Origin of the sequence: Rhodococcus sp. 2G (assembly GCF_001886355.1) — a bacterium.
Lineage (GTDB): Bacteria > Actinomycetota > Actinomycetes > Mycobacteriales > Mycobacteriaceae > Rhodococcus > Rhodococcus pyridinivorans.
Map to the genome: position 1 here is coordinate 3,002,222 of NZ_CP018063.1, position 24,877 is coordinate 3,027,098.

A 24,877-nucleotide genomic window follows, 5' to 3' on the forward strand; every position below is an offset into this window, starting at 1 on the left:
TCACACCGTGTGCGGCAGGGCATCCCTCGCGGTCGCGGCGACGCGGTGGGCGAGCATCACCGCGGTGGCGTGCAGCCCACGGCTGGGGACCTGCGGAAACACCGAGGTGTCGACGACGCTCAACCCCTCGATCCCGCGCACGCGGCACCACTCGTCGACCACGGCGTTCTCGTCGTCGCCCATCCGGCACGTGCCCGACAGGTGCAGGGACGTTCCGAGCCTGCCGCCGCGCGCGTCCACGCTGCCGGCCTCGACGACGCCGGTGGTCGCGGCGAGGAGGTCGGCGGCGAGCCGGACACCCTCCTCCAGAGCTTGCCGGTCGGCCGGGTCGGTCAGGTATCGATAATCGAGCAGAGGTGGACGTCGCGGGTCACGTTCGTCGAGCACGATGCGTCCGCGATTGCGTGGGCGCGTCAGGACGACGCCGAGCACCGGATCGGCGACACCGCTGCCGGGGATCGCCGCACCGAATGCCGCGGTGTACGGGCGCAGTTCGAGGTTCTCGGTGTGCAGGACCGTCTCGAGCAGCAGCGTGTGCGACGGGAGGCCCGGGCGGAATCGGTACGGGACGGCGAACTCCGGATGGTCGGAGAAATCGCGGCCCACCCCGGGAAGGTCGTGCAGCGGATCGACGCCGAGCCGGCGCAGTTCGTCGGCCGGTCCGATCCCGGAGAGCATCAGCAACTGCGGGGACCTCACTGCGCCTGCGGCGACGATCACGTGTCCGGCCGAGATCGTTCGTGGTCCGTCGGGTCCGGCGATCTCGACACCCACCGCGCGACCGCCCGCCATCACGACTCGGGTCGCGCTCACCCCGCCGGCGACCGTCAGATTCGGCCGGTCCAGGACGGGTGCCAGGTACGCGAGGAACGGACCCACTCTCGTGCCGTCGCGCATGTTCGACGGAACCGCACCCACCCCGTCGGGTCCGGGAGCGTTGAGGTCGGCGACCGGTGCGAATCCCGCACTTTCGGAGGCGTCGACGAAGGCACGCGAGAGCGGATGCATCCGTTCGCGCGGCACCCTGGCGACCGGTATCGGGCCGGAACTTCCGTGCAGGTCGCCGGGGATATCCGTGTCGGTCTCGACGGCCCGGAAGGACGGCAGCACCTCCTCGTACGACCACGAGGCGGGCCACGACGCGAAGTCGTCCGGCCGCGCACGCACGAAGTACGCGCCGTTGACCGCGCCGGAGCCGCCGAGCACCCGGCCCCGCGTCACGGTCGCCTGGACGTCCGAGGTCAACCGTCCGGGAAAGTCCGCCGTCCACGGGCTCTCCGGACCAACCGGAAGGACGGCAGCGTCACGGATCTCGCGCGGAACAGCGGACGCCGACCCGAACGCCGTGCCCTCCTCGAGCAGCAGCACGGTGCGGTCCGGATCGTCGCTGAGCCCGGCGGCGAGAACGCAGCCACAACTTCCCCCGCCGACGATCACCACATCGGCGTGCGCCGGGATCATGTCACTTCCGGATGTCGGGTACGAGCGCGGCCGCCGTGCGGGCGTCGAACGCACCCTTCCACAGCCCCGCGCCGTAGGCGAGGTCGTCGAGGCGCTTGTAGAGCAGGTACCGGACGGGATCGAGCCCGCCGCTCTCGCGGTGCGTCTTCCAGTCCCAGATGCCTTCGGCCACAGCACAAGCCAGAACCGCCCGCCGAACCTTGCGGGAGAACACCGCTGCGACGACCGTGACCGGCCAGTAGTGCCGGCACACCGCCGACGCCACCTGCCACAGACCACCGGCGAATCCCTGGGCGGTGAGCAGCGCGGCGATGCGGTCGGGCCGGTCGAGTCCGGAGAACATCCGCCGCAACCGCACGAAGGTGACCACCTGGGTCAGCACCGCTGCGATCACCCCGACGCGGGTGAAGGTCGCGATCGCGACGCACGCGAGGAGCGTCCAGATCGACATCACCATCGGTGGGACGGAACCCGGATGCCGCTCGGCGAGCGGAGCCGCACCGGTTCCATAGAATGCCTTGCGCGTCAACCACGTCCGGAAGCGGGTGCGATGGTCGTGCGCGACCCGCGAGATGGGCTCGTACCGCAACCGCCACCCCGAGGTCTGCAGTCGCCGGCACAGATCGACGTCCTCGGCCACGTGCATCGTCTCGTCGAAACCACCGCAGGCGACGAGCGCGTCGCGACGGACGAGCAGCGCCGCGCTCGGCACGTACGAGACGGGACCACCCGCGACCACAGCGGATTCCCGGCTGCCGAGGTCGAGCGACGAGCGTGCGTGCTCGTACTTCGCGAGCGCGCTGCTGTCGGGTTCGAGGGCCACGATGCGCGGCGCGACGAGTGCGACCGCAGGATCGGTGAAGTGCCCCAGTGATCGTTCGAGCCAGCCCAGCTGCGGCACCACATCGGAATCGAGGAAGGCGACGAATTCCGTTGTCACCTGCTGCAATCCGGTGTTTCGGGCCGCCGCCGGCCCGCGTGCGGTCTCGTGCCGGATCACCCGGACGCGACCACGTTCCGGCGCCTCGACCGGTTTCTCGGAACCGTCGTCGACGACCACGACCTCGTGCCCTTCGACAGCGGCGAGCAGACGGGCGAGGCCGGACGGATTGTCCTTGACCGGGACGACGACGGTGACGGCGGAACTCGGCGGCAGCTTCGTCGGCCGGGGGTTTCCGATGCCCGAGTCGAGCAGGCGTCGCGCGACCGCGGCGCTCTGCGCGTCCACCACCTCGACGAAGTCCTCGTCGATCATCGCTACGGCGGCGGGGGCAAGTGTGAGCATGCGCGTGGGCGATCCTCCGACGAGGACGCGTCCTCCGGCGAAGCTGCGCACCCGCGCGTCGATGCGCACACCGAAACCGTCGGGGAGCCGGGTCGCTGAGGGCTGCGCCGCCTCCGGGGACGTCGCCTGTGGAGTGATCGCCCGACTCACCGAAGCCTTCCTTCCGTTCCCGGCTGCCACCGGGCGACCTGTGCACTCGCCCGCTCGACCAGACTCGCGAACAGGCGCGCGCCGAGTTCTGCGGTGGCCTCGGTGGGGTCTCCCAGCACTCCGTTCGCGGACACCGAGACGATACCGGCTTCGCGCAGTCGTGGCATCAGTGCTCCGATCGGTTCCGTTGCGCCGACCGCGGCCCGCGTCATGTCGACCGCCCCGGGCGCCAGGTGCAGCAGCAGACTCGTCTCGGTGACACCGGCGTGGGCATCGGATCCGGGCACCGCGCACGGAAGCCAGGCAGCGTCGCGGCCTTCGTATCGCAGGAGGCTCACCGCCTCGATCAGCGGATAGGCGTTGCCGCCGTGCCCGTTGACGAAGACGACCCGCTTCGCCCATCGGCACACCGACCTGCCGTATTCGACGATCAGCGCCTTCGTCACCTCGGCTCCGATCGAGACGGTGCCGGCGAAACCTTCGTGTTCCCCGCTGGCTCCGTAGGGCAGGGGTGGCGCGAGGACCACCTCGGGCAGCTCGGCGGCGACAGCAGTCGCGATCCGGGTGTCGGTGTCGAGGGGAAGGTGTGGGCCGTGTTGTTCGAACGCACCGATCGGGACGGCCACCGTCACCCGGTCGGGTTCGATGTCCGTCCAACAGGCGTCGGCGAGCTCCCGCATCACCGCTCCGATGCTAAGGGTTTCGCGGGCGTGCACGAAACCCGGAGGTCTCGGTGGGTCCGCCCGGACGCCGAGATCCGGTCGGTACGCTTTCCCGGTGCTGATCGAACCTCGTCCGCTGGACGATCCGGACGTGCAGGACCTCATCGGCGAGGTCCAACTCGAATACGTGCGGAGGTACGGCGGACCCGACGACACCGAACTGGCGCCGCACGAATTCGAACCGCCACGCGGGGTGTTCCTCCTGGCGGTGGCCGACGGGGTTCCGGCCGGGATCGGCGGCTGGCGTGCACCGGAGCATTCGCATCGAGGGGTACGCGACGATGATGCCGAGATCAAGCGGATGTACGTGCGGGCGAGCATGCGGCGACGTGGTGTGGCAGCACGGGTGCTGGGTGCGCTGGAGCGCACGGCGACCGATGCCGGTCGCCGTCGCATGATTCTCGAGACGGGCAGCGAGCAACCCGAGGCGATCGCGCTGTACGCGAAGGCCGGGTACGTGCCGATGACCGAGCGCTTCGGGCTCTACGCGGAATCACCGACGGCGATGTACTACTGCAAGGAACTGCCCCCGATCCGTCCGGCGACCGACGACGACCTGCCGGTGCTGCAGGAGATCGAACGCGCGGCGGGCAAGCCCTTCGCCGAGATCGGGATGGCGTTCGTCGCCGACGACGATCCTCCGTCCGTCGAGGAGTTGCGCGCTCACCGGGACGCGGGCCGCTGCTGGGCGTGGTTCGACGAGCAGGGACGAGCGGTCGCGTATCTCGTGGCCGACCTCGTCGACAACGGTGTCCACATCGAGCAGGTGTCGGTGCATCCCGATCACGCGCGTCGCGGGATCGGCCGCAAGCTGATCGACCATGTCGCGGGGTGGGCTCGGGACGCCGGGTTCGGATCGCTGACGCTGACCACCTACCGCGACGTGCCGTGGAACGGCCCGTACTACGCCCGTCTCGGCTTTCACACGGTCGCGGACGATGCCCTCTCCCCAGTTCTCACCCGGATCCGCGCGGAGGAACGGAAGCACGGCCTCGACCGTTGGCCGCGCATCGTCATGCGCCGCGGGCTGGAGGCGTAGGAGCCAGGTCCCTGGCGGCCCGCTCCCCCTCGACGATCGCGGCGTGCAGGCGGCGTGGCGTCACCGCGTCGCCCACACGGATCACTCTCGTGCCGGATGCCGAAAGCTCCTGCCACAGCTCGTCGACGGGATCCTGATGGGTGGCGACGACGACCGCGTCCACCGCGAGCGTCGCCGGTTCGCCGGTCGCGTGGTGGATCAGGGTGACCTCGGCGCCGTCCGGCAGGTCCACGACACCGCCGACGGCGACGCCGGTGAGTCGCTCGATCCGCTTGTCGTGGGCGCGGCGCAACCAGCCGTCGAGCTCGAGCGTCAGGCCGAGGTCCTGGCCCACGAGCATTCCCGGCGTGCACACTGTCACCGCACTCCCCCGGTCGGCCAGTAGTTCGGCGACCGAGGTCGCCTGGTGGAAACCGAGATCGTCGACGACGAGGACGCGGCCGGAGGGTGCGGTGCGACCGGTGAGCACGTCGCGCACGTCGCTCACCCGCGCCGACGAACCCGCCCATGCGGGCCGGTGTGGGCGCGCACCCGTCGCGACGACCACGACGTCGGGCGCGAGCGCGTGCAGCGTCGCGGCATCGGCGGTCACACCGGTACGGATGTCCACTCCCCTGCGGCGGCACTCGGCGTCGAGGTGGGTCACCGCACCGAGCAGTTCGGCACGGTGCGGGGCTGCGGCCGCCTCACGGATCTGGCCGCCGGTGCACCGGTTCCGTTCGAGCAAGGTGACCGAATGTCCTTCTCCGGCAGCCGTTACCGCCGCCTGCAGGCCCGCGGGTCCGCCGCCGACGATGACGACCCGGTGCGGTACGGCGGGCGCGGCAGGAGCGTCGGATTCGTACCCGGCCTGGGGATTGACCGCGCACGCGATGGGACGGTTGAGCCCGACCCGTCCGATGCATTCCTGATTGCAGCCGATGCACGGCCGTATCTCGTCGTCGCGTCCGGAGAGGGTCTTGTTCGCGAACTCCGGGTCGGCGATCTGCGCGCGCACGGCGCCGACCAGATCGCATACTCCGTCGGCGAGCGCGGCACCGACCTGTTCGGGTCGGGTGAAGCGCCCGACCCCGACGACCGGCAGCGACACCGCCGCCCGGATCGCGTCGGGGACGAACAGGGAATAACCGTGCGGGGTGGACATCGGCGCTTCGACCAGATGCAGCGTCTCGGTCGCGACGCCCACGGACGTGTTGAGGTAGTCGACGTCGCCGCTCGCCTCGAGCATCCGCGCGACCTGCACGGCGTCGTCGATACCGACACCGCCGTCGGTGCCGTCGTGACCCGTCAGTCGCACGCCCACGACACGGTCGCGCCCGACGGCCGCCCGTACCGCGGACACGACCTCGAGCAGCAGACGGGCCCGCCCGGCGAGATCCCCGCCGTAGCGGTCCGTGCGACGGTTCGTCGCGGATGCGAGAAAAGCGCGCAGGACGGATGCCTGGGAGCACTGGATCTCGACACCGTCGAAGCCGCCCTCGGCACAGCGGCGGGCGACGTCGGCGTAGCCCGCGACGAGTTCGGCGATGTCGGATTCCGTCATCACGCGTGGGACCTCGCGGAAGAGCGGGTCGGGTTCGGGGCTCGGCGCCCACAGCGGTTGCCCCGTGTACATCGAGGTGCCCTGCGCGCCGTTGTGGTTGAGCTGCGCGAGGATCCGCGTGCCGTGTCGGTGGACGGCGTCGGTGAGGCGGCGGTAACCGGTGACGATGTCCGGGTCCCAGCCCCGGATCAGTTTCTCGTAGGGCCGGTCCGAGGGGTGCACGGTGTGCTCCTCGGTGACGATCATGGACGCGCCGCCTCGTGCTCTGGCTTCGTAGTACGCGATGTGGCGGTCGGTGACGGTGCCGTCGACCGAGAAGTTGGTCAGGTGCGCCGGGAAGACGATGCGGTTGCGCAGGGTGACCGGACCGATCCGCAACGACGCGTGCGGAACGGTGCCGGTCGCCGTGCGCGTCACCGTCAGACCTTCGAGTTGCCCTGGTCGATGGCCATCTGGCTGCCGGTGATCGTGGAGGCCCGATCGCTCGCGAGGAACAACACGGTCTCCGAGATGTCGTCGGGGTCGGCCGCAGGCTTCTCGGTGAGGATGGGGACGAAGTTCGGTCCCCACGACGGGTTCTTCTCGAACAGCTTCAGGACGCTGACGTCGGTGCCCATCGGGGTGTTCACGCCGTAGGGGTGGATGGAGTTGACCCGGATACGGTACGGGCCGAGTTCCTTCGCCGCTGCCTGCGTGATACCGACGAGGCCGAATTTCGCTGCCGCGTAGTTGATCTGGCCTGGCATCGCCTTGAGGCCCGCCACCGAGCTGACGACGATGATCGATCCGCCGTTCCCGGCCTCGATCATCGCGGGGGCAGCGGCCTTGAGGGTCTTGAAGACACCGGTGAGGTTGATGTCGATCAGCTCTTCGAACTGGTCGTCGGGCATTTCCCAGAAGCGGTTCCAGCTGCAGATGCCGGCATTGGCGACCACCACGTCGAGTCGCCCGAACTGGGCGACGCCCTCGTCGACGACGGCCTTCAGTGCGGCGCTGTCGCGCACGTCCGCGACACGGGCGAGGATCTTCCCGCCGGCCTGCTCCACGAGGCGGACCGTCTCGTGGAAGTCGTCCTCGGTGGCCTGCTCGTAGGTCACGTACTCCGATACCGGGGCCGCGATGTCGACGCCGATGACGGACGCGCCCTCACGCGCGAACCGGATGGCGTGGTTGCGGCCCTGCCCGCGCGCGATCCCGGTGATGAAGACGACCTTGCCGTCGAAATCTCCCATGTCGGCCCTTCCGTAGACCCAAATTAGAACGCGTTTCAGTGTGCCCCACGTTACAGCGCCGTGGCCACCCGGTATCCCTCTCGGACGGCCTCGCGCACGGTCCTCGGGGCCACCTGGTCGCCGATCGACCGCGATCCCGGCCAATCGGACACTTCTGCCGGTAACGGGGGTGCGCAGTCGACCAGGACAGCGTCCGCCACCGGCGTGGATTCCCCGGACACCCGGTCGACGAGCACGACGCCGTCGGCGTCGACCGAACCGACCCGGCACCCGAGATGTCTCGCCACGCCCGCCCGCTGCATGCGGACGTCGAAGGCGACGAAGTCCCCCGTCGGCGCAAGTCGTGATCCGGCGACCGGGTCACCCGTCGCATAGTGGACCTCCGCGCCGCGCTCCACGAGACGGTCGACGACGGCACTCGCCACCGGACCACCCGTCGGATCCCACACGACCATCCGGGACGCAGGCGGCCGAATCCCCGACAGCACCTTCGCGGCGGTCGCGTACCGCTCGGGCTCGGTCACCGGAAAGGAGGGTGGACGTGGAAACCCGCCGGTGGCCTGCACGACCTCCGTACCCGCAGCGAGCGCACTCTCGATGTCGGCAGCGCTCACTTCCGTGCCGGTACGGATGTCGACGCCGGACTCCACGCACTGCTGTTCGAGCCAGTCGACGAGCGCAGCGAAGTCGGGCCGGCCACCGCGCGAGACGGCGGCGATCGTCCCACCGACCCGTTCGTCCGCCTCGACCAGGACGACACGGTGACCGCGCGTCGCTGCCACGCGCGCTGCTTCCAGACCGGCGGGTCCAGCACCCACCACGAGTACGTCGCGTGCGGAGTCCACCGGTCCGGGAGAGTTCCGTGTCTCGTCGCCGGCCTCCGGGTTCGCGATGCACCCCACGATCGGGTTGTGGAAGTCGTCGACGAGGCACGCCTGGTTGCAGCGCACGCAGGGACGCGGCCGACGACCGCGACGGACGGCGACGACGAGGTCGGGGTCGGCGATCTGCGCGCGGGTCATCTCGACCAGGTCACACGCACCGTCGGAGAGGGCCCGCTGCGCGTGGCCGGCGTCGACGATGCTGCCCTGCAGAGCGATCGGGACCGATCCGGAGATCTCGTCCCGGATGCGGCGGCACAGGTCGTCGTTGAATCCGGCGGGGACATGTGCGTCGGGCCGATACGACTCGGGTGAGAACAATCCACCGCGCACCACGGTGAGCAGGTCGACCGATGATGCGATCGCGCGGACGTATCCGGCGGCGATGTCGGGTGTGATGCCCGCCCACGGCGCGTTCTCGTCGCACGAGAGTCTCAGTGCAACAATGTGATCCGAGCCGATTTGCGCGCGAACGGCGGCGATCGCCTCACGCAGCAGCCGCAGGCGTTCGGTGCCGTATGCGTCGTCGCGACGGTTGGTCAGCCCGGAGAGGAACTGCCGCAGCAGCGAGGTCGGTCCGGCGTCGAGTTCCACTCCGTCGAGACCCGCTTCCGCGGCGACGACGGCAGCACGGGCGAAGGACTCGACGAGCTCGGCGATTTCACGCTCGGTCGCCTCGGCAGGCAGTTCGCGTGTCACCGGATCCGGCACGCGCGAGGGTGCCCACAGCGGTGCCCGGGTCCACGCGCTCGAACCCTGCAGGCCGCGATGACCGAGGCCGGCGAGCACGAGTGTGCCATGCGGACGGCAGGCCTCGACGATCCGCCGGTAGCCGTCCCCGCAGCACTCGGCCAGCGGTGCGCGTTCGTAAGGGTGGTCGGACGGGTGCACCGACGCCGTCTCCGTGACGACGATCCCGCACCCACCCTGCGCACGTCGCGCGTAGTACGCGACGTGACGGTCCGAGAACGACCGGCCGTCACCGAGATTGGTGACGTGCGGACCGAAGATCACCCTCGACGGAGCGGTGCGTCCGGCGAGGGTGATCGGTTCGGTGAGCGCGGGGCTCATATCGTCGGTTCGGTCAGATGCCGAGATCGCGGCGGAAGCCGTCCGGCACGAAGACGTCGTCGGGGGTGAGCTCGTGGATCGAGTTCTTGCCCAGACCCATGAGGGCGGAACCGATTCCGCCGGAAAGGATGTCGAGGACGTTCTCCACGCCTGCCTGACCGTTCGCGGCCAGACCCCACAGGTACGCGCGGCCGATGAGCACGGCCCTGGCGCCGAGCGCGATCGCCTTGACGACGTCGCTGCCGCGGCGGATACCGCCGTCGAGCAGCACCTCGACGTCCTTGCCCACCGCTTCGGCGATCGCCGGCAGGGCCCGGATCGGCGCCGGGGTGCCGTCGAGGTTGTTGCCACCGTGGTTGGACACCGAGATGGCGGTGACCCCGGCATCGACGGCGCGCTTGGCGTCGTCGACGCGCATGACGCCCTTGAGCATGAACGGTGCATCGCCCCACTGCTCACGCAGCCACGCGACGTCCTCCCAGGTGGGCAGGGGCGTGGTCATCCACTCGCCGTAGGCGCCGAAGAAGGTCGGGGCCTGGCCGTCCGGCGGTGTGAGGTTGGGGGTGGTCAGATCCGGCACGGCACCGGTCTTCGCCCATTCGAGGAGCCACTTGGGCCGGGTGATGCCCTCGGGGGCGAACTTGACCATCGCCTCGAGGTTCATCCGCTCCGGGATGGCGGGGCTGCCCCAGTCTCGACCGTTGGAGAACGACCAGTCCAGGGTCATGATCAGACCCTTCGCGCCCGCAGCGCGGGCACGTTCCATGCGTTGGATCAGCGTGTCGCGGCTGCCGACCCAGTACATCTGGAAGAAGGTCTTGTCGTTGACCGCCGCGACTTCCTCGATGGACTTGCTCGCGAACGACGACAGACCCATCGCGGTGCCGCGGGCGGCGGCCGCGCGGGCCACGGCGACCTCACCGTCCGGGTGCACGGCCTGCACACCGGTCGGCGAGATCATCACGGGCAGGGACACATCCTGTCCCATGATGGTCGTAGACATCTCCCGCTTGTCCGACAGTCCCGCGACGTGCGGGGCGAACCCGAGTTCGCGGAAGGCGGTGGTGTTGTCGTCGGCCGTGATGCCGGCCTCGGATCCGGCGACGAGTGCGCCGTAGACGGACTTGGGCAGGCGTTTACGGGCGCGCTGCTGTGCGATTGCGACGGTCTCGAACCATGGGTCCTGGGCCCACGGATTCTTCAACCAGGAAGGCTTGGCCATCGTCGGTCGTCTCCTCGGAAGGTCTAGAGCCCTGCGAGCGGATTCTCGTCGCAGAACTTGGCGGGGGGCTTGGTGAGCAGGGTCAGCGGTACCGGTGCGGCCGGGGTGCGCCGTTCGGCGCGCTTGCCGGTGCGCGAGTGGTCGACGCTCGACTGCGGCACGGTGCGCTCGGCTTCGAGCGCGGACTGCCCGTAGCCCTGCACGCACTCGGGATCGGGTCCGTCCATCGGCAGGCCGGTGAAGAACTTCGCGGCCATACAGCCGCCGCGGCACGCGTCGAAGAAGTTGCACGAGCCGCACGCACCGGCGGACTGCGGTTCGCGCAGTTCGCGGAACAGCTCGGAGTTCTTCCACACCGACGCGAAACCACCGTCGGTGAGGATGTTTCCGGCGTGGAAGTTCTCGTGGATCGCGAACGGGCACGCGTAGACGTCGCCGACCGGGTCGATCAGGCACACCACGCGTCCCGCACCGCACAGGTTCAGTCCGGGCAGCGAGCCGCCGCCCTCGCCGCCGAAGGCGGACAGGTGGAAGAACGAGTCGCCGGTGAGCACGCCCTCGCCGTGGGCGACGAGCCAGTCGTAGAGCTGCCGCTGCTGCTCGTGGGTGGGATGCAGGTCGTCCCACACGTCCACGGCGCGGCCGGACGGGCGCAGTCGCGTGATGCGCAGGGTCGCGCCGTAACGGTCGGCGAGAGCCTTGAATTCGTCGAGCTGGTCGACATTCTGGCGGGTGACGACGACGGAGATCTTCGCGTCGCGGAAGCCCGCCTCGGACAGGTTCTCCAGGGCACGCACGGCCATCGCGAACGAACCCGGCCCGCGCACGGCGTCGTTGACCTCGGCGGTGGCGCCGTCGAGGGAGATCTGCACGTCGACATAGTCGGAGGCGGCCAGCCGGGCGGCGACCTTCTTGTCGATGCGCACACCGTTGGTCGAGAACTTCACGCCCACCTGGTGTTCGGTGGCGTAGTCGACGAGTTCCCAGAAATCGGATCGCACGGTGGGTTCGCCGCCGCCGATGTTGACGTAGAAGACCTGCATGCGCTGCAGCTCGTCGATGATCGCCTTGCACTGTTCGGTCGACAGTTCACGCGGGTCGCGCTTGCCCGACGAGGACAGGCAGTGCACACATGAAAGGTTGCAGGCGTAGGTGAGCTCCCAGGTCAGGCAGATCGGGGCGTCGAGGCCCTTCTCGAACTGGTCGACGAGGCGACCGACCTTCGGTGGGGCGGAGGTTGTGGGCGGTTCGAGCAGCGAGGTCATGGGCTGGTCCTTACAGACGTCAGACAGGAACGATCATGTGCGAATCGGCCAGGGTGCCCAGGGCACGCACGTAGGGCCGCTCGGCGTTCTCGTCGATCCCGTGCGCTCGCAACGCGTCTCGCACCGACCCGTGGTCGCCGAGGGATCGGACGACGTCGACGATGACGGTGTTCTTCAGGAACGACAACTTGCGGGTGCCGAAGTGGTAGAGCAACGCCCCGAACGGCTCGGGGCGAAGCGCTACCTGCGGGTGGAGCCGCCAGCCGGCACCCGGATCGAACATCTCGGTGTCCGTTGCTGTCTCGGTGTCCATTGCCAGGGGGGACACGTCGGTGGCTCCGGGCGCGGTCATGTCAGTACACGCCGCACATGCCGTCGATGGAGACCTCTTCGACGAGGGACTCCTCGATCAGATCGGATTCGATCACGGCGTTGTCACGATCGGACATGTTTCCTCCTCGGTTTCTTCTCCTGGATCGGAGCCGGTCGTCACAGTGGGACTTGCGCTGTGAGACAGTTCACCACTGTAATGGCATCAAGTGCAGAATGTCACGCCTTCGGGAGGAAGAATGACGCGTAGTCGCGGGAAACCGTCCGCTCGGATAGGTCGCCGCCCGTCCACCACGAAGGAGGAACTCGCCGCAATCGGCATCGAGCTGTTCATGGAGGCGGGCTTCGACGAGACGAGCATCGACGACATCGCCGAGGCGGCCGACATCGCGCGACGCACCTTCTTCCGCTACTTCCCGTCGAAGAACGAGGTGGCCTGGGGAAACTTCGACGAACACCTCGCCGGCATGCGCGCGAGCCTCGAAACGATCCCCGAAGACGTTCCGCTCTCGGAAGCGCTGACCACCGCCCTGCACGACTTCAACACCTTCCCCGACAGTGAGGCCGAACGACACCGCGCGCGGATGGGTCTCATCCTGCACACGCCCGCGCTGCAGGGCTATTCGTCGGTGATGTACCAGGGCTGGAGACGTGTCGTCGCCGAGTTCGTCGCCCGTCGCATCGGGGCCGATCCCGACGACCACATCCCCCGCACCGTCGGCTATCTGCTGCTCGGTGTCGCGATCTCCGCCTACGAGGCGTGGCTCGACGAACCCGGATCGGATCTGCACGACTTACTGGCCACCGGGATGGGGACACTGACGGCCGGTCTCGACTACAGTGACCCGCACTCCCCTTCCACACTGCCCCTTTCCACACCTCCGAAAAAGGTTGCGAAACAATGACCCTGCTCGATTCGCTCGCTCCCTGCAGCCCGGGCCGGTGGACACACGATCACGTGACGGTCGAACGCGTACCCGCCGGGCCGCTGAACGTCCGGCGCGAGGACGACCGACTCCACGTCACGCATTCCCTCACGGCCGAGCAGATCAGCGAGCGACTCGTCGCCGAGGTCACCGCCTCGATCCAGGACATCGAGTTCGGTCAGGACGAGTTCGAGCTGACGATGGTGGGACTCGTCCGCTCCACAGTGCCCGGCGCCCTCGACTCGTGGGTCACCTACTACCGCAACTCGCTCGGCGAACTGCTCGACGGTACAGCCGATTTCGCGCCCATCCATAATCGGGCCGCCGAACTCGTCCGTGGGAGCGTACTCGACCTGGGGTCGTGTTTCGGCTTCCTGCCGCTGCGGCTCGCCGCCGCCGGCACCACCGTCACCGCCACCGACATCCTGCCCGGCACGATGCGCCTGCTCGATGCGGTCGCACCGCGGCTCGGGCTGCACGTCGACACGCTCGCGTGCGACGCGGCGAACGTCCCGGTGCCCGACGGCAGCGCCGACACAGTCACCGCGATCCACCTGCTCGAGCACGTCGACGACGCCCTCGGTGCCACGATCCTCGCCGAGGCGCTGCGGATCGCCCGGCAGCGGGTGGTGGTCGCGGTGCCGTTCGAGGACGAGGCGACGGCCTGCCACGGACACGTGCGCACCTTCGACCTGCCCGCACTCGAGGAACTGGGCCGCAGTACGGGGCGTCCCTTCGAGGTGTTCGAACACCACGGTGGGTGGCTCGTCATCGGGTGATCCACCCGGGCCATCCGCCTGCCCGCCCATCCGTTTCCCGTCCGGCGACGAATACCCGGTGTGGACGGAAGGAGGTGGCGTGATGGACCACATCGTCGAGAGCCACTTCGGCTGGACGACTCGTCGCGTCGTCCTTCCCCGCCCCGGCGCATCGCGGGACATGTCGTGCGGAGTGGTGACGGACTGTCGGCCGCTCCCCGAGCGACCGGACGTGCGGCTGCTCGTCTTCCACGACGATGCGGACGACTCCGACTACGACGCCGTGGCGATCGGAAAGACCGAGGGCGCGAACGACATTCCGGTACTGACCACCGTCGAGGAGTGTCTGCTCGTCACCGCGACCCGGCCCGGTTCCGGTCCCGCGATCGTGCTCGCCGCGCCGCCGGGTGAGGACGAGGGCCGACGGGTCCGGGAGATCACCCGGCAGCTTCTCCGAGGCGGACCGCTACTGCGCCTGATCCTGTATACCGGCGCACTGTCGGTACTCGTGCCATTGCACTCGCCTGCTCCGACCGGACGCTGACGCGGTGTGGACGTCGGGTCCGTACCCGCCAGTCCCCCGTCGCCGTATCTGCGGACGCGGCCACGCTCGTCGCGGACACCGAACGCGAAACCGTTGGCCGTCGCCGCGTGGCTCGACGACTGGGGTGCGGCCTACAGCAGCAAGCTCACCGCGCAGAGCTGAGCCGCGGAAGGGGCCAGGCGGTCAGATCAGCCCCTGCTTGCTGGCGGCGTAGACCGCCTCGGCCCGGCGGCTCACCCCGAGCTTGCGCATGATGTTGCTGACGTGAAACTTCACGGTGGTGGCCGAGATGAAAAGCTGCTCACCGATCTTCACGTTCGACATGCCGGCGGCGAGAAGCTTCAGCACCTCGAGTTCGCGGCCGGTCAACTGTTCGGCGGATGTGCCCTGCCCGTTGAGCGAACGCACGACCGCCGCCGCGCTGCGCGAGTCGAAGGCGCTCTCACCGCGAGAGACCGCCCGGATGGCGCGCACCAGTTCGGTGGTGTCGACGTCCTTGACGACGTAACCACGCGCGCCCGCGTGCACCGCCCGCACGACGAGTTGTTCGTCGAGGAAGGTGGTGAGCACGAGCAGACCGATGCCCGGGTGCGCCGAGGACAGCCGCCCGCACAATCCCAGTCCCTCGAAGTCCGACCCGGCCGAGAGCTTGAGATCGAGCAGCACGATGTCGGGGCGCATGCGGTCGACGAGCGCGAGCGCCTCCACGTCCGTCGAGGCCTCCCCCACCACTTCGAGATCCGGTTCGCGATCGAGGATCGAGCGGAGTCCCTGGCGGAGGATCGCGTGGTCGTCGACGAGTGCGATGCGCACCGTGCCGGGCCGCGCCCGCGGGGTCATCCGAGGCGGCGTGACGGTCATGACGGTTCTCCCACCTGTTGAGCTACAGCATTGTCCTGCAACGGAATACGGGCCGCGATTCGCACTCCACCGAACCGGGAACGACGCACCTCGAGGGTGCCACCGAGTTCGCGGGCGCGGGCCTGCATGTTCGCGAGACCGCGATGGCTCCCGTCGAGGTCGTTGGCGGCGAGTCGCAGCATCACCCGCAGACGCGCCGGGTCGCCGTCGCCGTCGTCGGCGACCGACAGCAGGACCGCATCGCGTCCATAACTGAGCCGCAGCACCACGCGACTCGCGTTGGCGTGCACCGCCGCGTTGAACAACGCTTCGCCGGCGATCCGGAGCAGGGCGTGCTCGGCCTCGCCGCTCAACTCGACCGGTGTGCCACCCATTCTCGTCTTGACCTCGAGTTCGCCCGGCATGTGGGCCACGCTGAGCTGTTCGAGCATCTCCGGCAACGACATCCGTTCGGAATCGGACGGCCGGTTCAGCGCGTAGATCGCGGATCGCAACTGCTCGACGGCACCGCGGGTGAGTTCCTTGGCGAGGTCGAGTCGTTCGCTGCGTCCGGCGTCGGGAATGTCGCTGCGGCACACTTCGATCTGCATGCCCGCCGAGAGCACGGCCTGTGTGACGCTGTCGTGGAGCTCGCGCGCGATGCGGTGGCGTTCCTCGTCGAGCGCCTGGTTCCGGTGGGCGACGCCCAGCTGCCGCTGCGTGAGAGCGAGTTTCTTCAGGGTCGCTTCGAGTTCCTCGTTGCGTGCCTGCAGATCGGCGGCGGAGCGGTTCGCTTCGCGGTAGGCCTGCTCGGCGCGTTCGAGCAGGAGTTGTCCGCGTTGGTAGAGCGCGGAGTTCTGCAGCGCGACCGCGGTCTGGCTGGCGAGGATCGACAGAACGGCGCGGTCGGTGGTGTCGAGGACGCGGCGGTCCGGCGTCCACGCGGCGATGGCACCGGCGACTCCCCCGTCCAGGACGATGGGCACGAACGCGTGGTGGTTCTCGACCAGCTCGCGACGTTCGACGGCACCGGTACGCACGGCGTCGAGCAGGGCCACGACCTCGTCGGGCAGGGGCGGTCCCTCGACGTTGTCGACGAGGAAGGGAGTGGCGTCGGGGCCGAGCACGAGCCTGCGCGGCCCGGCATCGGGAAGGACACCGTCGGCGAGGGCGAAGGCAACCCACGTCGCGCTCAGGTGCGCGCGAGCGGCTTCGGCGACGGCGCAGATAAGCGTCTCGGGCCCCTCGACCGTGCGCACCAATGCCCGGGAGATCAGTTCGAGTGCGTGGACGACGCGTTCGAGCCGTTCGGCGGCGCCGCGGTACTGCGGATAGAAGGTCGACTTCCCGGAGCGGAGTCCGGTCAGTGCCGACAGGTCGGGAGCACTCACAGCGCCGTCCGGAACAACTCGATCATCTGGTCGCGGGTCGCGGTGCGCGGATTCGTCGACATGCACGCGTCGCGCAGTGCTCCCTCGGCGAGTCGCGGCAGGTCTTCCTCCCGCACGCCGAGTTGGCGCAGTCCGCGCGGCACACCCACCTGACGGGCGAGGGCGTCGATGCGCGACGCGACGGCATCGACGGCCTCGGGCGCGGCACCGCGCGCCTCCTCCAGACCGAGGGTCGCGGCGACCTGGACGAACGGCTCGGGATCGTCGGCACCGTTGAACCGGATGACATGCGGCAGCAGCACGCCGTTGATGACCCCGTGCGGCAGGTCGAGCAGACCGCCGACCTGATGGCTCATCGCGTGGGCTGCACCGAGGATCGCGTTGGTGAACGCGAGTCCGGCCTCGAGACTGGCCTGGGCCATGGTGGCGCGAGCGGGCATGTAGGTCGGGTCGTCGATCGTGCGCACGAGCGTGCCGGTGACCATGCCGACCGCCCGCAGTGCGTGATGGTCGGTGAGGGGGTTGTGGGCGCGGGAGACGAACGCCTCGATGCCGTGGGTGAGGGCGTCGAGTCCGGTGGCGGCGTTGAGGTCGTCGGGCATGGTGGTGAGCAGTCGCGGATCGATCACCGTGAGGTCGGGGACGAGCGACCGGCCGATGATGGTGATCTTGCTGCCGCGCGCGGTGTCGGTGACCACGCAGAACTGGGAGACGTCGGCTCCCGTCCCGGACGTCGACGGCACCATGACCATCGGCGGGATGGGCAACGGCGCTCGGTCGACGCCCTCGTAGTCGAGGATGTTGCCGCCGTTGGCGGCGAGGATCGCGACGCCCTTCGCGGCGTCGATCACCGAGCCACCGCCCAGCGCGACGAGGACGTCGCAGCCCCGCGACCGGTACACCTCGTGGCCGGTCGCGACCTCGTGGTCCTTCGGATTGGGGGTGAGACCGGCCCACACGGTGGCGTCGACCCCCTGATCACGCAGGTGCTGCAGGAGTTCGTCGACCCAGCCGGCTTCGATCAGTCCCGGGTCGGTGACGAGCATGGGGCGGACACCGCCGAGCCGGACGGCGGCGTGGGCCGCTTCGACGAGCGAGCCCTCCCCGAAGACGATCTCGGGGGCGTGGAACTTGACCAGGGCCGGCCCCGAAGCGGGGTGGTCGTCCCGAGGGCGCGCGGAAGCACGGGGATGGGTCGTGTTCTGGTGTCCCGGCATGACGACGGCCACTGTTCACTCCTGACGATCCGCACGATCCGCGCACCTGTGTGATCCAGCTTACGGTGCGCGGGTTGTCGGGCGGAGCGGGCACGGGACGCACCGGACCGATGGTGAGGTCGGCACCTATCCGACAGGGTAGGTCACGGGCGTCGATCCGCGCTCGACGGATATCGGGCGCCGATCGTCACTGCCCGCCGGTATCACCCATCACGGCGCCCTCGCGTCGGGGGTCGGCGCCACCGACCCATCCCTCCCCCTGACGCAGCAGCGCGCTCAGTCCACTGGACTGCGGGGCGACGGACACCTCGTGGCCCCTGTCGCGGAGCTGCTGCACGAGTGGATCGGTCGCTCCGTCGTCGGCACCGTCGATCGCCGGATGCTCGCCGCCGACCCCTGTGACGGGGGTGTTCGCAGCGCCGAACGACACGGCCGAGACGGCTTGCTGCGGGTCGAGTCCCCAGTCGAGAGTGTTCACGAGTGTCTTGACGACGAACTGGATGATCACCGAGCCGCCCGGCGACCCGACCACCATCCGGATGTCGCCGCGACCGCCGTCGGAGGTGCGATCGAAGACGAGCGTCGGGGCCATCGAGCTGCGCGGCCGCTTGCCGGGTTCGACGCGGTTGGCGACGGGCAGCCCCTCCTCGTCGACCGGTTCGGCCGAGAAGTCCGTGAGCTGATTGTTGAGGAGGACGCCGTCGGTCATGTGGAACGAGCCGAAGGCCGACTCGATGGTGGTCGTCATGGATGCGACGTTGCCGTAGCTGTCCGCGACCGAGATGTGGCTGGTGCCGTGTTCGGGGCTCTGCGGCGGCATGCCGAGCGGGACCGGACCGAAGTCGCCGGGCTGCGCCTCGCCCATGCTCTTGCCGGGGTCTATCAGCCCTGCGCGTTCGGACAGGTAGTCCGGGTTCACCAGGGTCTCGAGCGAGCCACCCGGCAGGGGCACGAAATCGGCGTCGGCGACGTACTTGTCGCGATCGGCGTAGGCGAGTCGTTCGGCTTCGGAGATCAGGTGCACCGCATCCGCGTCGGGGACGCCACCGTCGGCATCGACATCACCCGGCGGCAGCGACGCGAGGTCGAAGTTCTCGAGGATGCCGAGCGTCGCCGCGACCGCCATGCCACCCGAGGACGGGTTGGGCATCCCGCAGATCTCGTACTCGCGGTAGGGGGTGCACAGCGGTTGCCGTTCCTTCGCCTCGTAGACGGCGAGATCGTCGAGGGTCATCGTTCCGGGTGTACGCCCGCCCGAATCGGTGCCGGTGGACTCGACGATGCCGGCCGCGATGTCACCGGTGTAGAAGGCGTCGGCGCCGTCGGTGGCGATCGCCGAGAGCGTCTTGGACATCGCCGGATTCGTGAGGATCTCACCTTCGGGCTTGGGCGAGCCGTCGGCCTGCAGGAAGTAGGCGCGGGCCTCGTCGTCGACGGCGAGCTGCTCGGCGGAATCGGCGATCGACTGCGCCAGACGGTCGCTGATCACGATGCCCTGATCGGCGAGATCGATCGCGGGGCGGAACAATTCGCCCCAGGCGGCACTCCCGTGCTTCGCGTGGACGGTTTCGAGCATCCGCACGACGCCGGGCACGCCGATCGAGCGGCCGCTCGCACGCGCGTCGGGGCGGGGTTCGGTGCGATCGGTGTCGCTGATCCATCGCAGATAGTTCTCGGTCGCGGACATCGGTGCCGTCTCGCGGCCGTCGTATGCCTTCACCTCACCGGACTCGGCGTCGTAGTACACCAGGAACGCTCCGCCGCCGATACCCGACGACTGGGGTTCGACCAGACCGAGGACCATCTGGGCGGCGACGAGTGCGTCGGCCGCGGTCCCGCCGTCGCGCAGGACCTCGCATGCCGCTTCGGTGGATGCGGGATTGGCCGTCGACACGGCGAAGGAGGAGGTGGTCACCGCGGTCATGCCGGCGCGGTAACCGGTCGCGATCTCGGGGTTCGTGGAGATGTCGCGATCCCCGGTCTCCGTCGCCGGCTGCGTCTCGGCGATCGGGGTGCCGTTGGGTTCGGCGGTGCAGGTCGCGGCTGCCGCGGTCTCCTGCACGTCAGCCGTACCGCCCGACTCCATATCGTCCGACGCGGACGTACACGCGCCGAGGAGGGTGATCGAGACGGCCGCGGCGAAGGCCGCGCGGACACCGGACCGGGCTCTCGAGGGCAGGACCATTCACTGACCGTAGCCGGGCGCGTGAGTGCCCGTAGGGAATTCGACCGCGATCCGTTTGCGCACGCGCGACGCCCAGCGCCGGCCCGTCCACCTGAAGCCCCCACGGCTGGAGATGCTGACCTCCTGGATCGACCGCTACCGGTTGGTGAAGGAACAGCAGTTCCACGGTCTCGACGCCGTCGCGCAGTGGCTCGGCCCGCGCGGCCTGCAGATGAAGATCGAGGAGTACGACCTCCGCACCGGCGGTTCGTACCGCTACGAACACTCCGACGACAGCGGCAGCTACCGCTTCGCGGGTGTCTTCCACACCGTCCGCGAGAACGAGTTCATCGTCCAGACCTTCGAATATCTCGGGTTCCCTGATGTGGTGAGCCTCGAGACGCTCACCTTCGTCGACCTCGGGAACGTCCCTGCAAGCTGGTCGCCATTCCGTGTACCCGAGACAGGAGGCCCGCGACGGCATGGCGGAAGCGGGTATGGAGACCGGCCTGACCGAGGGCTTCGAACGACTCGAGGAACTGCTTGCCGGGTCCGCGACGCGGTGAGCGCCGTTCACCGCAGGGCGTGGCCGAGTTCGGCGGCACGCGCGAGCAGTTGCGCGCCGTCGCGGGCGACGACCACCTCGTCGCACAGTTCGGCGTAGCCGGGCATCGCGCAGGTCGCCTGCGTCCAGTACCGCTCGGGTTCGGGCGTGATCCACGCGAGGCGGTGCACGCGGCGACGGAGTTCCTCGAGCCGATCGGTGCGCGGGGGCAGGCCGTTGCAGCGCCCGTCCCCCACGACCAGCACCGACGTCCGGCCGTCGATCGATCCGGAGTGCTCGGTGAGCAGTTCGTCGAACATCCTTCCGTAGTCGCTGCTCGCCTCGAGATCGACGGCAGGATGGGCGAGTACGGCGGCCAGGGCACCGTCACCGCCGGCGGCGAGCAACTGTGTCGTCACGTCCACCGGACGATCGACGAAGGCGACCACCCGGCACCGGTGCGCCCGCCCGTGCATCGCCTGGGCGAGCCGGAGCGTGAACGCGGTGATCGGGCGGACCGACAGCGAGACGTCGGCGAGGACGAGCAGCCGCACCCGGTCGGGGCGGGGCGCGCGGACGACGAGCCGGAACGGCACACCGTCGGTCCGCATCCCCGCCCGGGCGGTCCTGCGCATGTCGAGCCGTCCGCGGGTCCGCTCACGCGGATGGGGCCGGACCGGTCCGCGCATGCGGCGCAGCACCTCGTGGCACGCGAGCTCGATCTCGGCGCGATCGATGCCGGCGGCGTCGTGCGATTCGGGCGCCTCGACACCCTCGGCGCCCGGCACCGCGGCGGCGAGTGAGGCGACGAACGCCTCGACCGCGTCCACGAGTCGCGCGAGTTGCGATGCGGAGAGGGGTTCGTCGAGGACCTCTCCCCCGTAGGTGCGGTGCGGGTCGTAGGCGTCGAGCCACGCGAGGATCGACGCCGGGTCGTCCCACGACAGCGATCCGACGACCGCGGCACCCGGTTCACCGGACAGATCACCCACCGTCGTGGTCGCCGCATTCTCGACGTCGACGGTGTAGGTGACGCCGCGACGGCCCGAGTCCGCACCCGTGTCCACCGACAGATCGGCATCGGACGACGTCATCGACACATCGTCGTCGTCCTTGTGCGGGTTGAACCCCTTGCGGGCCTCCGGGGTGTCGAAGTGGTCGCCGACCTCGGCTGCGCGGTCGTTGTACTCGGCGTAGCGCGCGATGCTCGGGTCGTCGCCGATCTCGAGCGCCGCCGGCAGGGATTCGGCGAACTGCGCCCGGGCGGGACCGCCGCCGCTCGCGGCGACGGCGGCGTCGACCGCACCGAACAACTCGTCGAAAGCGCGCTCGAAACCGGCCCGCTCGTGCGAGTACTTGGCGCACACCGCCCGCAGGCACGAGCGCAGTGAATCCCGCTCGCGGACGGAGACCAGGTCGAGCACCCGGCGCACCTCGATGCTCTCGGCCGGTGACGCCGCGACACCGTGGCGTCGCAGGAGCAGGCCGAACACCGCCGCTACCACGTCGAGCACGTAGCGGGGGCGACGCTCGTCGAGCGCGGTCACCTGTGTGACCCGGGATGCGTGCATTGCGGGGTCACCCCCGCAGTCCGCTGCCCGCGGCGTCGCGACCGCCACCACCGCGTCCCCGGAAGACGGCCGTCGTGGTGTTCGCCGGGCGCGATGCGACCGTCACGGGTTCACGCGACGAAATAGATTCGTTCACAACAGCTTCGGGCGCACTCGCTTCGGGTTCGATCGGTTCGGACACCGCGGCTGCCGGTGCCGCACCGCCGAGCCGGGCCTTCGCGAGGTCGACGTCGCCGGTGTACTTGAGCAGCGTCGCCAGCAGCACGTCGCGCATGCCGCCCAGCGAATCCGGGTCGTCGGCGTCGTGTCCCATCACCGTCGCCGCACGTGCGGCGTCGATGACCTCCGAGATCGAGGGACTCTTGCGCAGCGGCAGATCGCGCAGGGTCCGGGACAGGTCGACGATCTGGTGAGCCGTTCCCGGGCGCACGTCCGGCACCCGCGCGGTGACGATCTCGCGTTCACGCTCGGGTGTCGGGTATCCGACGTGGTAGTGCAGGCAGCGACGCTTGAGCGCGGGTGACAACTCGCGAGTGTCGTTGGAGGTCAGGATCACCCACGGTGTGGACCGGGCCGTGAACGTGCCGACCTCGGGGATCGTCACCTGCCGTTCGGCGAGCACCTCGAGCAACAGTGCCTCCATGGATTCCTCGGTGCGGTCCACCTCGTCGACGAGCAGGACCACCGGCTCCTCCGAGAGCACGGCCTCGAGCAGCGGACGGACCGACAGGAAGGTCTCCGAGTACAGTCCGAAGTCCTGCTGCGCGAGGAACTTCGACGCGTCCGCGAGGTCGGCGCGACCGGCGAGCAGTTCGCCGATGCGGTCGCGCAGCATCTGCACGTGCAGCAGCTGTTTGGCGTAGTCCCACTCGTAGAGGGCGCGGCTGTCGTCGAGCCCTTCGTAGCACTGCAGTCGAACCAGTTTCCGGCCGCCGACCGCGGCGAGCGCCTTGGCCAGTTCGGTCTTGCCGACCCCGGCGGGGCCTTCGAGCAGTAGGGGCCGCTCGAGTGCGGTGGCGAGGTGCACGACGGTCGCGAACTCGTCGTCGGCGATGTAGTCGTGCCGGCGCAGCGCATCCTTCAACTCGGCGCCCGAGGCGAACGGGGTCATCCGGGGTCTCCTTCTGTGGCGTGGTCGCAGCGGAGCAGGGCGCTCCCGGGGCGCAGGGGACGCCCCGGGAGCGCGGGTTCTCAGTAGGACCGGTTGATGCAGTGGTCGACGACCGGGATCATCGAGTCGACGGTGACCTCGCGGGGGTTGCCCGGGGTGCACCAGTCGTCCTGGATGTGCTCGGAGATCGCCCGGACGGTCTTCTCGTCGCCGCGGATCGCGTCTCCGCGACCCGCATACTTCTTGGTGTTCATCTGGTTCTTCTCGTACGAGTCGGTGCGCACCTGCCCGAAGTTGTCGGGGATGCCGACGTCCTTCGCGAGACGGATCGCCGCTTCGACGGCCGCGTCGGCGGCCTGGACGGTGGTCATGTTGCGGGTGTCCACGCCCATCGCGGTGGCGATGCGGGCGTAATGCTCGTAGCGGGAGGGCAGGTTGTACTCCCACACGCGCGGCAGGGCGATGGCGTTGTTGAGGCCGTGGTGGCTGTCGAAGAAGGCCGAGACGGCGTGCGAGATGGAGTGCACGATGCCGAGGCCGCCGGAGTTGAAGGCCTGCGCGGCGATGTACTGGGCGTTCATCATGCCTTCGCGGGCCTTGAGGTTGCGCGGCTCGAAGACCGCTTCACGCAGGTGCTTCGCGACGAGCTCGATCGAGTACAGGGCGTTGCCGAGCGACGGGGCGAAGTCCAGCCGGGAGACGTACGGCTCGGAGCCGTGGGCGAGGACGTCGAAACCGCAGTAGGCGGTGAAGTGCTGGGGGCAGCTGTAGTAGAGCAGCGGGTCGTCGATCGCGAGGGTGACGATCGTGGCCTCGTCGAAGCCGACCCACTTGTGTGGGTGGTCCATGTCGGAGGTGTCGGTGATGACGTAGGCCCAGGACGTCTCGGAGCCGGTGCCGGCGGTCGTGGAGACGGCGATGTGCGGCGGGTTCTCCTTGTTGGTGGACTTCGCGAAGCCCTCGAACTCGTTGATGTTGCGGCCGTCGTGGGCGATCACGACGCGGGCGCCCTTCGCGGCGTCGTGGCTCGATCCGCCCCCGACGGAGATGATCGAGTCGCACTTTTCCTTCTGGTAGAGCGCCGCGGCCTCCATGACGTTGTAGTCCTTGGGGTTGGACTCGACCTTGTCGTAGAGGACGACCTCGACGCCCTGGTACTCGATCTTACCGATGAGCTCCTCGATGATCCCCGATCCGCGCAGGCCGGTGGTCATCAGCAGGGCGCGCTTGAAGCCGAGGTTCTTCGCCTCGACGCCGAGGATGTCGTGGGCGCCGACACCCATCAGCGCGCGGGGGAAGGGGTGGAATTCCTTGATCGGGAAGTCCCAGATCTGATTGAGCTCGATTGCCATGGTGTATCTCCTCGCAGAGGGGGTGTACCGGATCGGGAGTGTGATGTGGACCTCATCCGCGATTCACCATCGACCAGAGCTGCGAGGCGTGAAAGACGCAGCGGCCGAAACCGTCCGGTCGCCGCGGGGGCACCGCCCGTTCGGGTAGGGCACCTCCCGCTGACCGGGTGGGCGCCGCACTCGCCCGAGCAGTGCCGGTACCGTTTTCCTCATCCCATGTGCGCTGGTAACCTGAATTAGAACACGTTCTAGATTCGG

Annotated in this window: 23 protein-coding genes and 1 pseudogene; 7 read left to right on the forward strand and 17 right to left on the reverse strand. The window is 69.2% G+C overall.

Translation table 11 applies throughout. The features are described from left to right. The 3 genes from mftG to mftE are packed head-to-tail and all read right to left on the reverse strand — an operon-like array spanning position 1 to position 3,576. Positions 1–1,461, reverse strand: a complete 1,461-nt coding sequence (gene mftG / locus BO226_RS14010; RefSeq protein WP_071935488.1) for a mycofactocin dehydrogenase MftG — start codon at positions 1,459–1,461, stop codon at positions 1–3. Between the two features lies 1 nt (position 1,462). After that, positions 1,463–2,896, reverse strand: a complete 1,434-nt coding sequence (gene mftF / locus BO226_RS14015; RefSeq protein ID WP_071935489.1) for a mycofactocin biosynthesis glycosyltransferase MftF — start codon at positions 2,894–2,896, stop codon at positions 1,463–1,465. Further along, positions 2,893–3,576, reverse strand: a complete 684-nt coding sequence (gene mftE, locus BO226_RS14020) for a mycofactocin biosynthesis peptidyl-dipeptidase MftE (protein ID WP_019291273.1) — start codon at positions 3,574–3,576, stop codon at positions 2,893–2,895. Before mftE ends, mftF begins: the two co-directional genes overlap by 4 nt. Positions 3,577–3,673: 97 nt before the next feature. On the opposite strand from mftE, the gene BO226_RS14025 reads away from it, so the two are divergent. Continuing rightward, entirely contained in the window at positions 3,674–4,657 is a 984-nt protein-coding gene (locus BO226_RS14025) for a GNAT family N-acetyltransferase (RefSeq protein WP_071935490.1), read from the forward strand. On the opposite strand, the gene BO226_RS14030 is transcribed toward BO226_RS14025, so the two are convergent. The 7 genes from BO226_RS14030 to mftA are packed head-to-tail and all read right to left on the reverse strand — an operon-like array spanning position 4,632 to position 12,320. Further along, positions 4,632–6,617 (reverse strand): mycofactocin system FadH/OYE family oxidoreductase 2, encoded by a 1,986-nt coding sequence (locus tag BO226_RS14030; RefSeq protein WP_156895213.1) that lies wholly within the window; start codon positions 6,615–6,617, stop codon positions 4,632–4,634. The genes BO226_RS14025 and BO226_RS14030 overlap by 26 nt on opposite strands. 2 nt (positions 6,618–6,619) lie before the next feature. Continuing rightward, on the reverse strand, positions 6,620–7,432 hold the full coding sequence (locus BO226_RS14035) for a mycofactocin-coupled SDR family oxidoreductase (protein ID WP_039585332.1): 813 nt from the start codon (positions 7,430–7,432) through the stop codon (positions 6,620–6,622). 50 nt (positions 7,433–7,482) lie between these two features. Next, complete coding sequence (locus BO226_RS14040) at positions 7,483–9,384, reverse strand: mycofactocin system FadH/OYE family oxidoreductase 1 (RefSeq protein ID WP_071935491.1); 1,902 nt, start codon at positions 9,382–9,384, stop codon at positions 7,483–7,485. A gap of 13 nt (positions 9,385–9,397) precedes the next feature. Next, complete coding sequence (mftD, locus tag BO226_RS14045; protein WP_006553543.1) at positions 9,398–10,606, reverse strand: pre-mycofactocin synthase MftD; 1,209 nt, start codon at positions 10,604–10,606, stop codon at positions 9,398–9,400. A 23-nt stretch (positions 10,607–10,629) separates the two neighbouring features. Next, positions 10,630–11,871: a mycofactocin radical SAM maturase gene (gene mftC / locus BO226_RS14050; RefSeq protein ID WP_019291268.1), complete on the reverse strand. Its 1,242-nt coding sequence runs from the start codon at positions 11,869–11,871 to the stop codon at positions 10,630–10,632. Positions 11,872–11,890: 19 nt separating this feature from the next. Next, positions 11,891–12,184 (reverse strand): mycofactocin biosynthesis chaperone MftB, encoded by a 294-nt coding sequence (gene mftB, locus BO226_RS14055; RefSeq protein ID WP_006553545.1) that lies wholly within the window; start codon positions 12,182–12,184, stop codon positions 11,891–11,893. A 40-nt stretch (positions 12,185–12,224) separates the two neighbouring features. Then, positions 12,225–12,320, reverse strand: a complete 96-nt coding sequence (gene mftA / locus BO226_RS14060; protein ID WP_006553546.1) for a mycofactocin precursor MftA — start codon at positions 12,318–12,320, stop codon at positions 12,225–12,227. A gap of 120 nt (positions 12,321–12,440) precedes the next feature. On the opposite strand from mftA, the gene mftR reads away from it, so the two are divergent. The 4 genes from mftR to BO226_RS27070 all read left to right on the forward strand — a co-directional run bounded on the left by mftR (position 12,441) and on the right by BO226_RS27070 (position 14,591). Further along, a complete protein-coding gene (gene mftR, locus BO226_RS14065) occupies positions 12,441–13,106 on the forward strand; it encodes a mycofactocin system transcriptional regulator (RefSeq protein ID WP_071935492.1) in 666 nt (221 codons plus the stop codon). Further along, positions 13,103–13,906 carry a mycofactocin oligosaccharide methyltransferase MftM gene (gene mftM, locus BO226_RS14070; RefSeq protein ID WP_071935493.1) on the forward strand — a complete coding sequence of 268 codons (804 nt, stop codon included), beginning with the start codon at positions 13,103–13,105 and terminating at the stop codon, positions 13,904–13,906. Before mftR ends, mftM begins: the two co-directional genes overlap by 4 nt. 82 nt (positions 13,907–13,988) lie before the next feature. Beyond that, positions 13,989–14,429, forward strand: a complete 441-nt coding sequence (locus BO226_RS14075; protein WP_024101649.1) for a hypothetical protein — start codon at positions 13,989–13,991, stop codon at positions 14,427–14,429. 6 nt (positions 14,430–14,435) lie between these two features. Next, positions 14,436–14,591, forward strand: a complete 156-nt coding sequence (locus BO226_RS27070) for a hypothetical protein (RefSeq protein WP_024101650.1) — start codon at positions 14,436–14,438, stop codon at positions 14,589–14,591. 21 nt (positions 14,592–14,612) lie between these two features. Here the strand turns inward: BO226_RS27070 and BO226_RS14080 are convergent, their stop codons facing one another. The 4 genes from BO226_RS14080 to ggt all read right to left on the reverse strand — a co-directional run bounded on the left by BO226_RS14080 (position 14,613) and on the right by ggt (position 20,062). Continuing rightward, on the reverse strand, positions 14,613–15,290 hold the full coding sequence (locus tag BO226_RS14080) for a MadR family response regulator transcription factor (RefSeq protein ID WP_006553550.1): 678 nt from the start codon (positions 15,288–15,290) through the stop codon (positions 14,613–14,615). After that, entirely contained in the window at positions 15,287–16,660 is a 1,374-nt protein-coding gene (locus tag BO226_RS14085) for a MadS family sensor histidine kinase (RefSeq protein WP_071935494.1), read from the reverse strand. Before BO226_RS14085 ends, BO226_RS14080 begins: the two co-directional genes overlap by 4 nt. After that, complete coding sequence (locus tag BO226_RS14090) at positions 16,657–17,889, reverse strand: iron-containing alcohol dehydrogenase (protein ID WP_071935495.1); 1,233 nt, start codon at positions 17,887–17,889, stop codon at positions 16,657–16,659. The genes BO226_RS14085 and BO226_RS14090 overlap by 4 nt, the downstream gene beginning before the upstream one ends. A gap of 175 nt (positions 17,890–18,064) precedes the next feature. Next, entirely contained in the window at positions 18,065–20,062 is a 1,998-nt protein-coding gene (gene ggt, locus BO226_RS14095) for a gamma-glutamyltransferase (RefSeq protein WP_071935496.1), read from the reverse strand. Between the two features lie 58 nt (positions 20,063–20,120). Here ggt and BO226_RS28125 point away from each other — a divergent pair. Together BO226_RS28125 and BO226_RS14100 are read left to right on the forward strand one after the other, a co-directional pair. Further along, a pseudogene (locus tag BO226_RS28125) lies at positions 20,121–20,240 on the forward strand (transcriptional regulator); the annotation flags it as partial. A 33-nt stretch (positions 20,241–20,273) separates the two neighbouring features. Beyond that, the gene (locus tag BO226_RS14100; RefSeq protein ID WP_232238127.1) at positions 20,274–20,705 is read left to right on the forward strand and encodes an SRPBCC domain-containing protein; all 432 of its coding nucleotides are present in this window, start codon (positions 20,274–20,276) and stop codon (positions 20,703–20,705) included. Here BO226_RS14100 and madC read toward each other — a convergent pair. From madC to mdo, 3 genes are all read right to left on the reverse strand, one after another. Further along, positions 20,615–22,156: a MadC family VWA domain-containing protein gene (madC, locus tag BO226_RS14105; protein ID WP_071936451.1), complete on the reverse strand. Its 1,542-nt coding sequence runs from the start codon at positions 22,154–22,156 to the stop codon at positions 20,615–20,617. The genes BO226_RS14100 and madC overlap by 91 nt on opposite strands. A gap of 7 nt (positions 22,157–22,163) precedes the next feature. After that, positions 22,164–23,267 carry a MadB family AAA-type ATPase gene (locus BO226_RS14110; protein ID WP_071935497.1) on the reverse strand — a complete coding sequence of 368 codons (1,104 nt, stop codon included), beginning with the start codon at positions 23,265–23,267 and terminating at the stop codon, positions 22,164–22,166. Positions 23,268–23,347: 80 nt separating this feature from the next. Beyond that, on the reverse strand, positions 23,348–24,619 hold the full coding sequence (mdo, locus tag BO226_RS14115; RefSeq protein WP_024101655.1) for an NDMA-dependent methanol dehydrogenase: 1,272 nt from the start codon (positions 24,617–24,619) through the stop codon (positions 23,348–23,350). Positions 24,620–24,877: the final 258 nt, after the last annotated feature.

What these genes read in the sequence shown, in the direction of transcription:
- mftG (WP_071935488.1), bottom strand. Translation starts at nt 1,461, where the DNA reads ATGATCCCGGCGCACGCCGATGTGGTGATCGTCGGCGGGGGAAGTTGT.
- BO226_RS14080 (WP_006553550.1), bottom strand. Translation starts at nt 15,290, where the DNA reads ATGACCGTCACGCCGCCTCGGATGACCCCGCGGGCGCGGCCCGGCACG.
- mftE (WP_019291273.1), bottom strand. Translation starts at nt 3,576, where the DNA reads ATGCGGGAGCTCGCCGACGCCTGTTGGACGGACATCGAACCCGACCGG.
- BO226_RS14035 (WP_039585332.1), bottom strand. Translation starts at nt 7,432, where the DNA reads ATGGGAGATTTCGACGGCAAGGTCGTCTTCATCACCGGGATCGCGCGC.
- mftM (WP_071935493.1), top strand. Translation starts at nt 13,103, where the DNA reads ATGACCCTGCTCGATTCGCTCGCTCCCTGCAGCCCGGGCCGGTGGACA.
- BO226_RS14075 (WP_024101649.1), top strand. Translation starts at nt 13,989, where the DNA reads ATGGACCACATCGTCGAGAGCCACTTCGGCTGGACGACTCGTCGCGTC.
- BO226_RS14040 (WP_071935491.1), bottom strand. Translation starts at nt 9,384, where the DNA reads ATGAGCCCCGCGCTCACCGAACCGATCACCCTCGCCGGACGCACCGCT.
- BO226_RS14110 (WP_071935497.1), bottom strand. Translation starts at nt 23,267, where the DNA reads ATGACCCCGTTCGCCTCGGGCGCCGAGTTGAAGGATGCGCTGCGCCGG.
- BO226_RS14100 (WP_232238127.1), top strand. Translation starts at nt 20,274, where the DNA reads ATGAAGATCGAGGAGTACGACCTCCGCACCGGCGGTTCGTACCGCTAC.
- mftB (WP_006553545.1), bottom strand. Translation starts at nt 12,184, where the DNA reads ATGGACACCGAGACAGCAACGGACACCGAGATGTTCGATCCGGGTGCC.
- mftD (WP_006553543.1), bottom strand. Translation starts at nt 10,606, where the DNA reads ATGGCCAAGCCTTCCTGGTTGAAGAATCCGTGGGCCCAGGACCCATGG.
- mftA (WP_006553546.1), bottom strand. Translation starts at nt 12,320, where the DNA reads ATGTCCGATCGTGACAACGCCGTGATCGAATCCGATCTGATCGAGGAG.
- ggt (WP_071935496.1), bottom strand. Translation starts at nt 20,062, where the DNA reads ATGGTCCTGCCCTCGAGAGCCCGGTCCGGTGTCCGCGCGGCCTTCGCC.
- madC (WP_071936451.1), bottom strand. Translation starts at nt 22,156, where the DNA reads ATGCACGCATCCCGGGTCACACAGGTGACCGCGCTCGACGAGCGTCGC.
- mftC (WP_019291268.1), bottom strand. Translation starts at nt 11,871, where the DNA reads ATGACCTCGCTGCTCGAACCGCCCACAACCTCCGCCCCACCGAAGGTC.
- mdo (WP_024101655.1), bottom strand. Translation starts at nt 24,619, where the DNA reads ATGGCAATCGAGCTCAATCAGATCTGGGACTTCCCGATCAAGGAATTC.
- mftR (WP_071935492.1), top strand. Translation starts at nt 12,441, where the DNA reads ATGACGCGTAGTCGCGGGAAACCGTCCGCTCGGATAGGTCGCCGCCCG.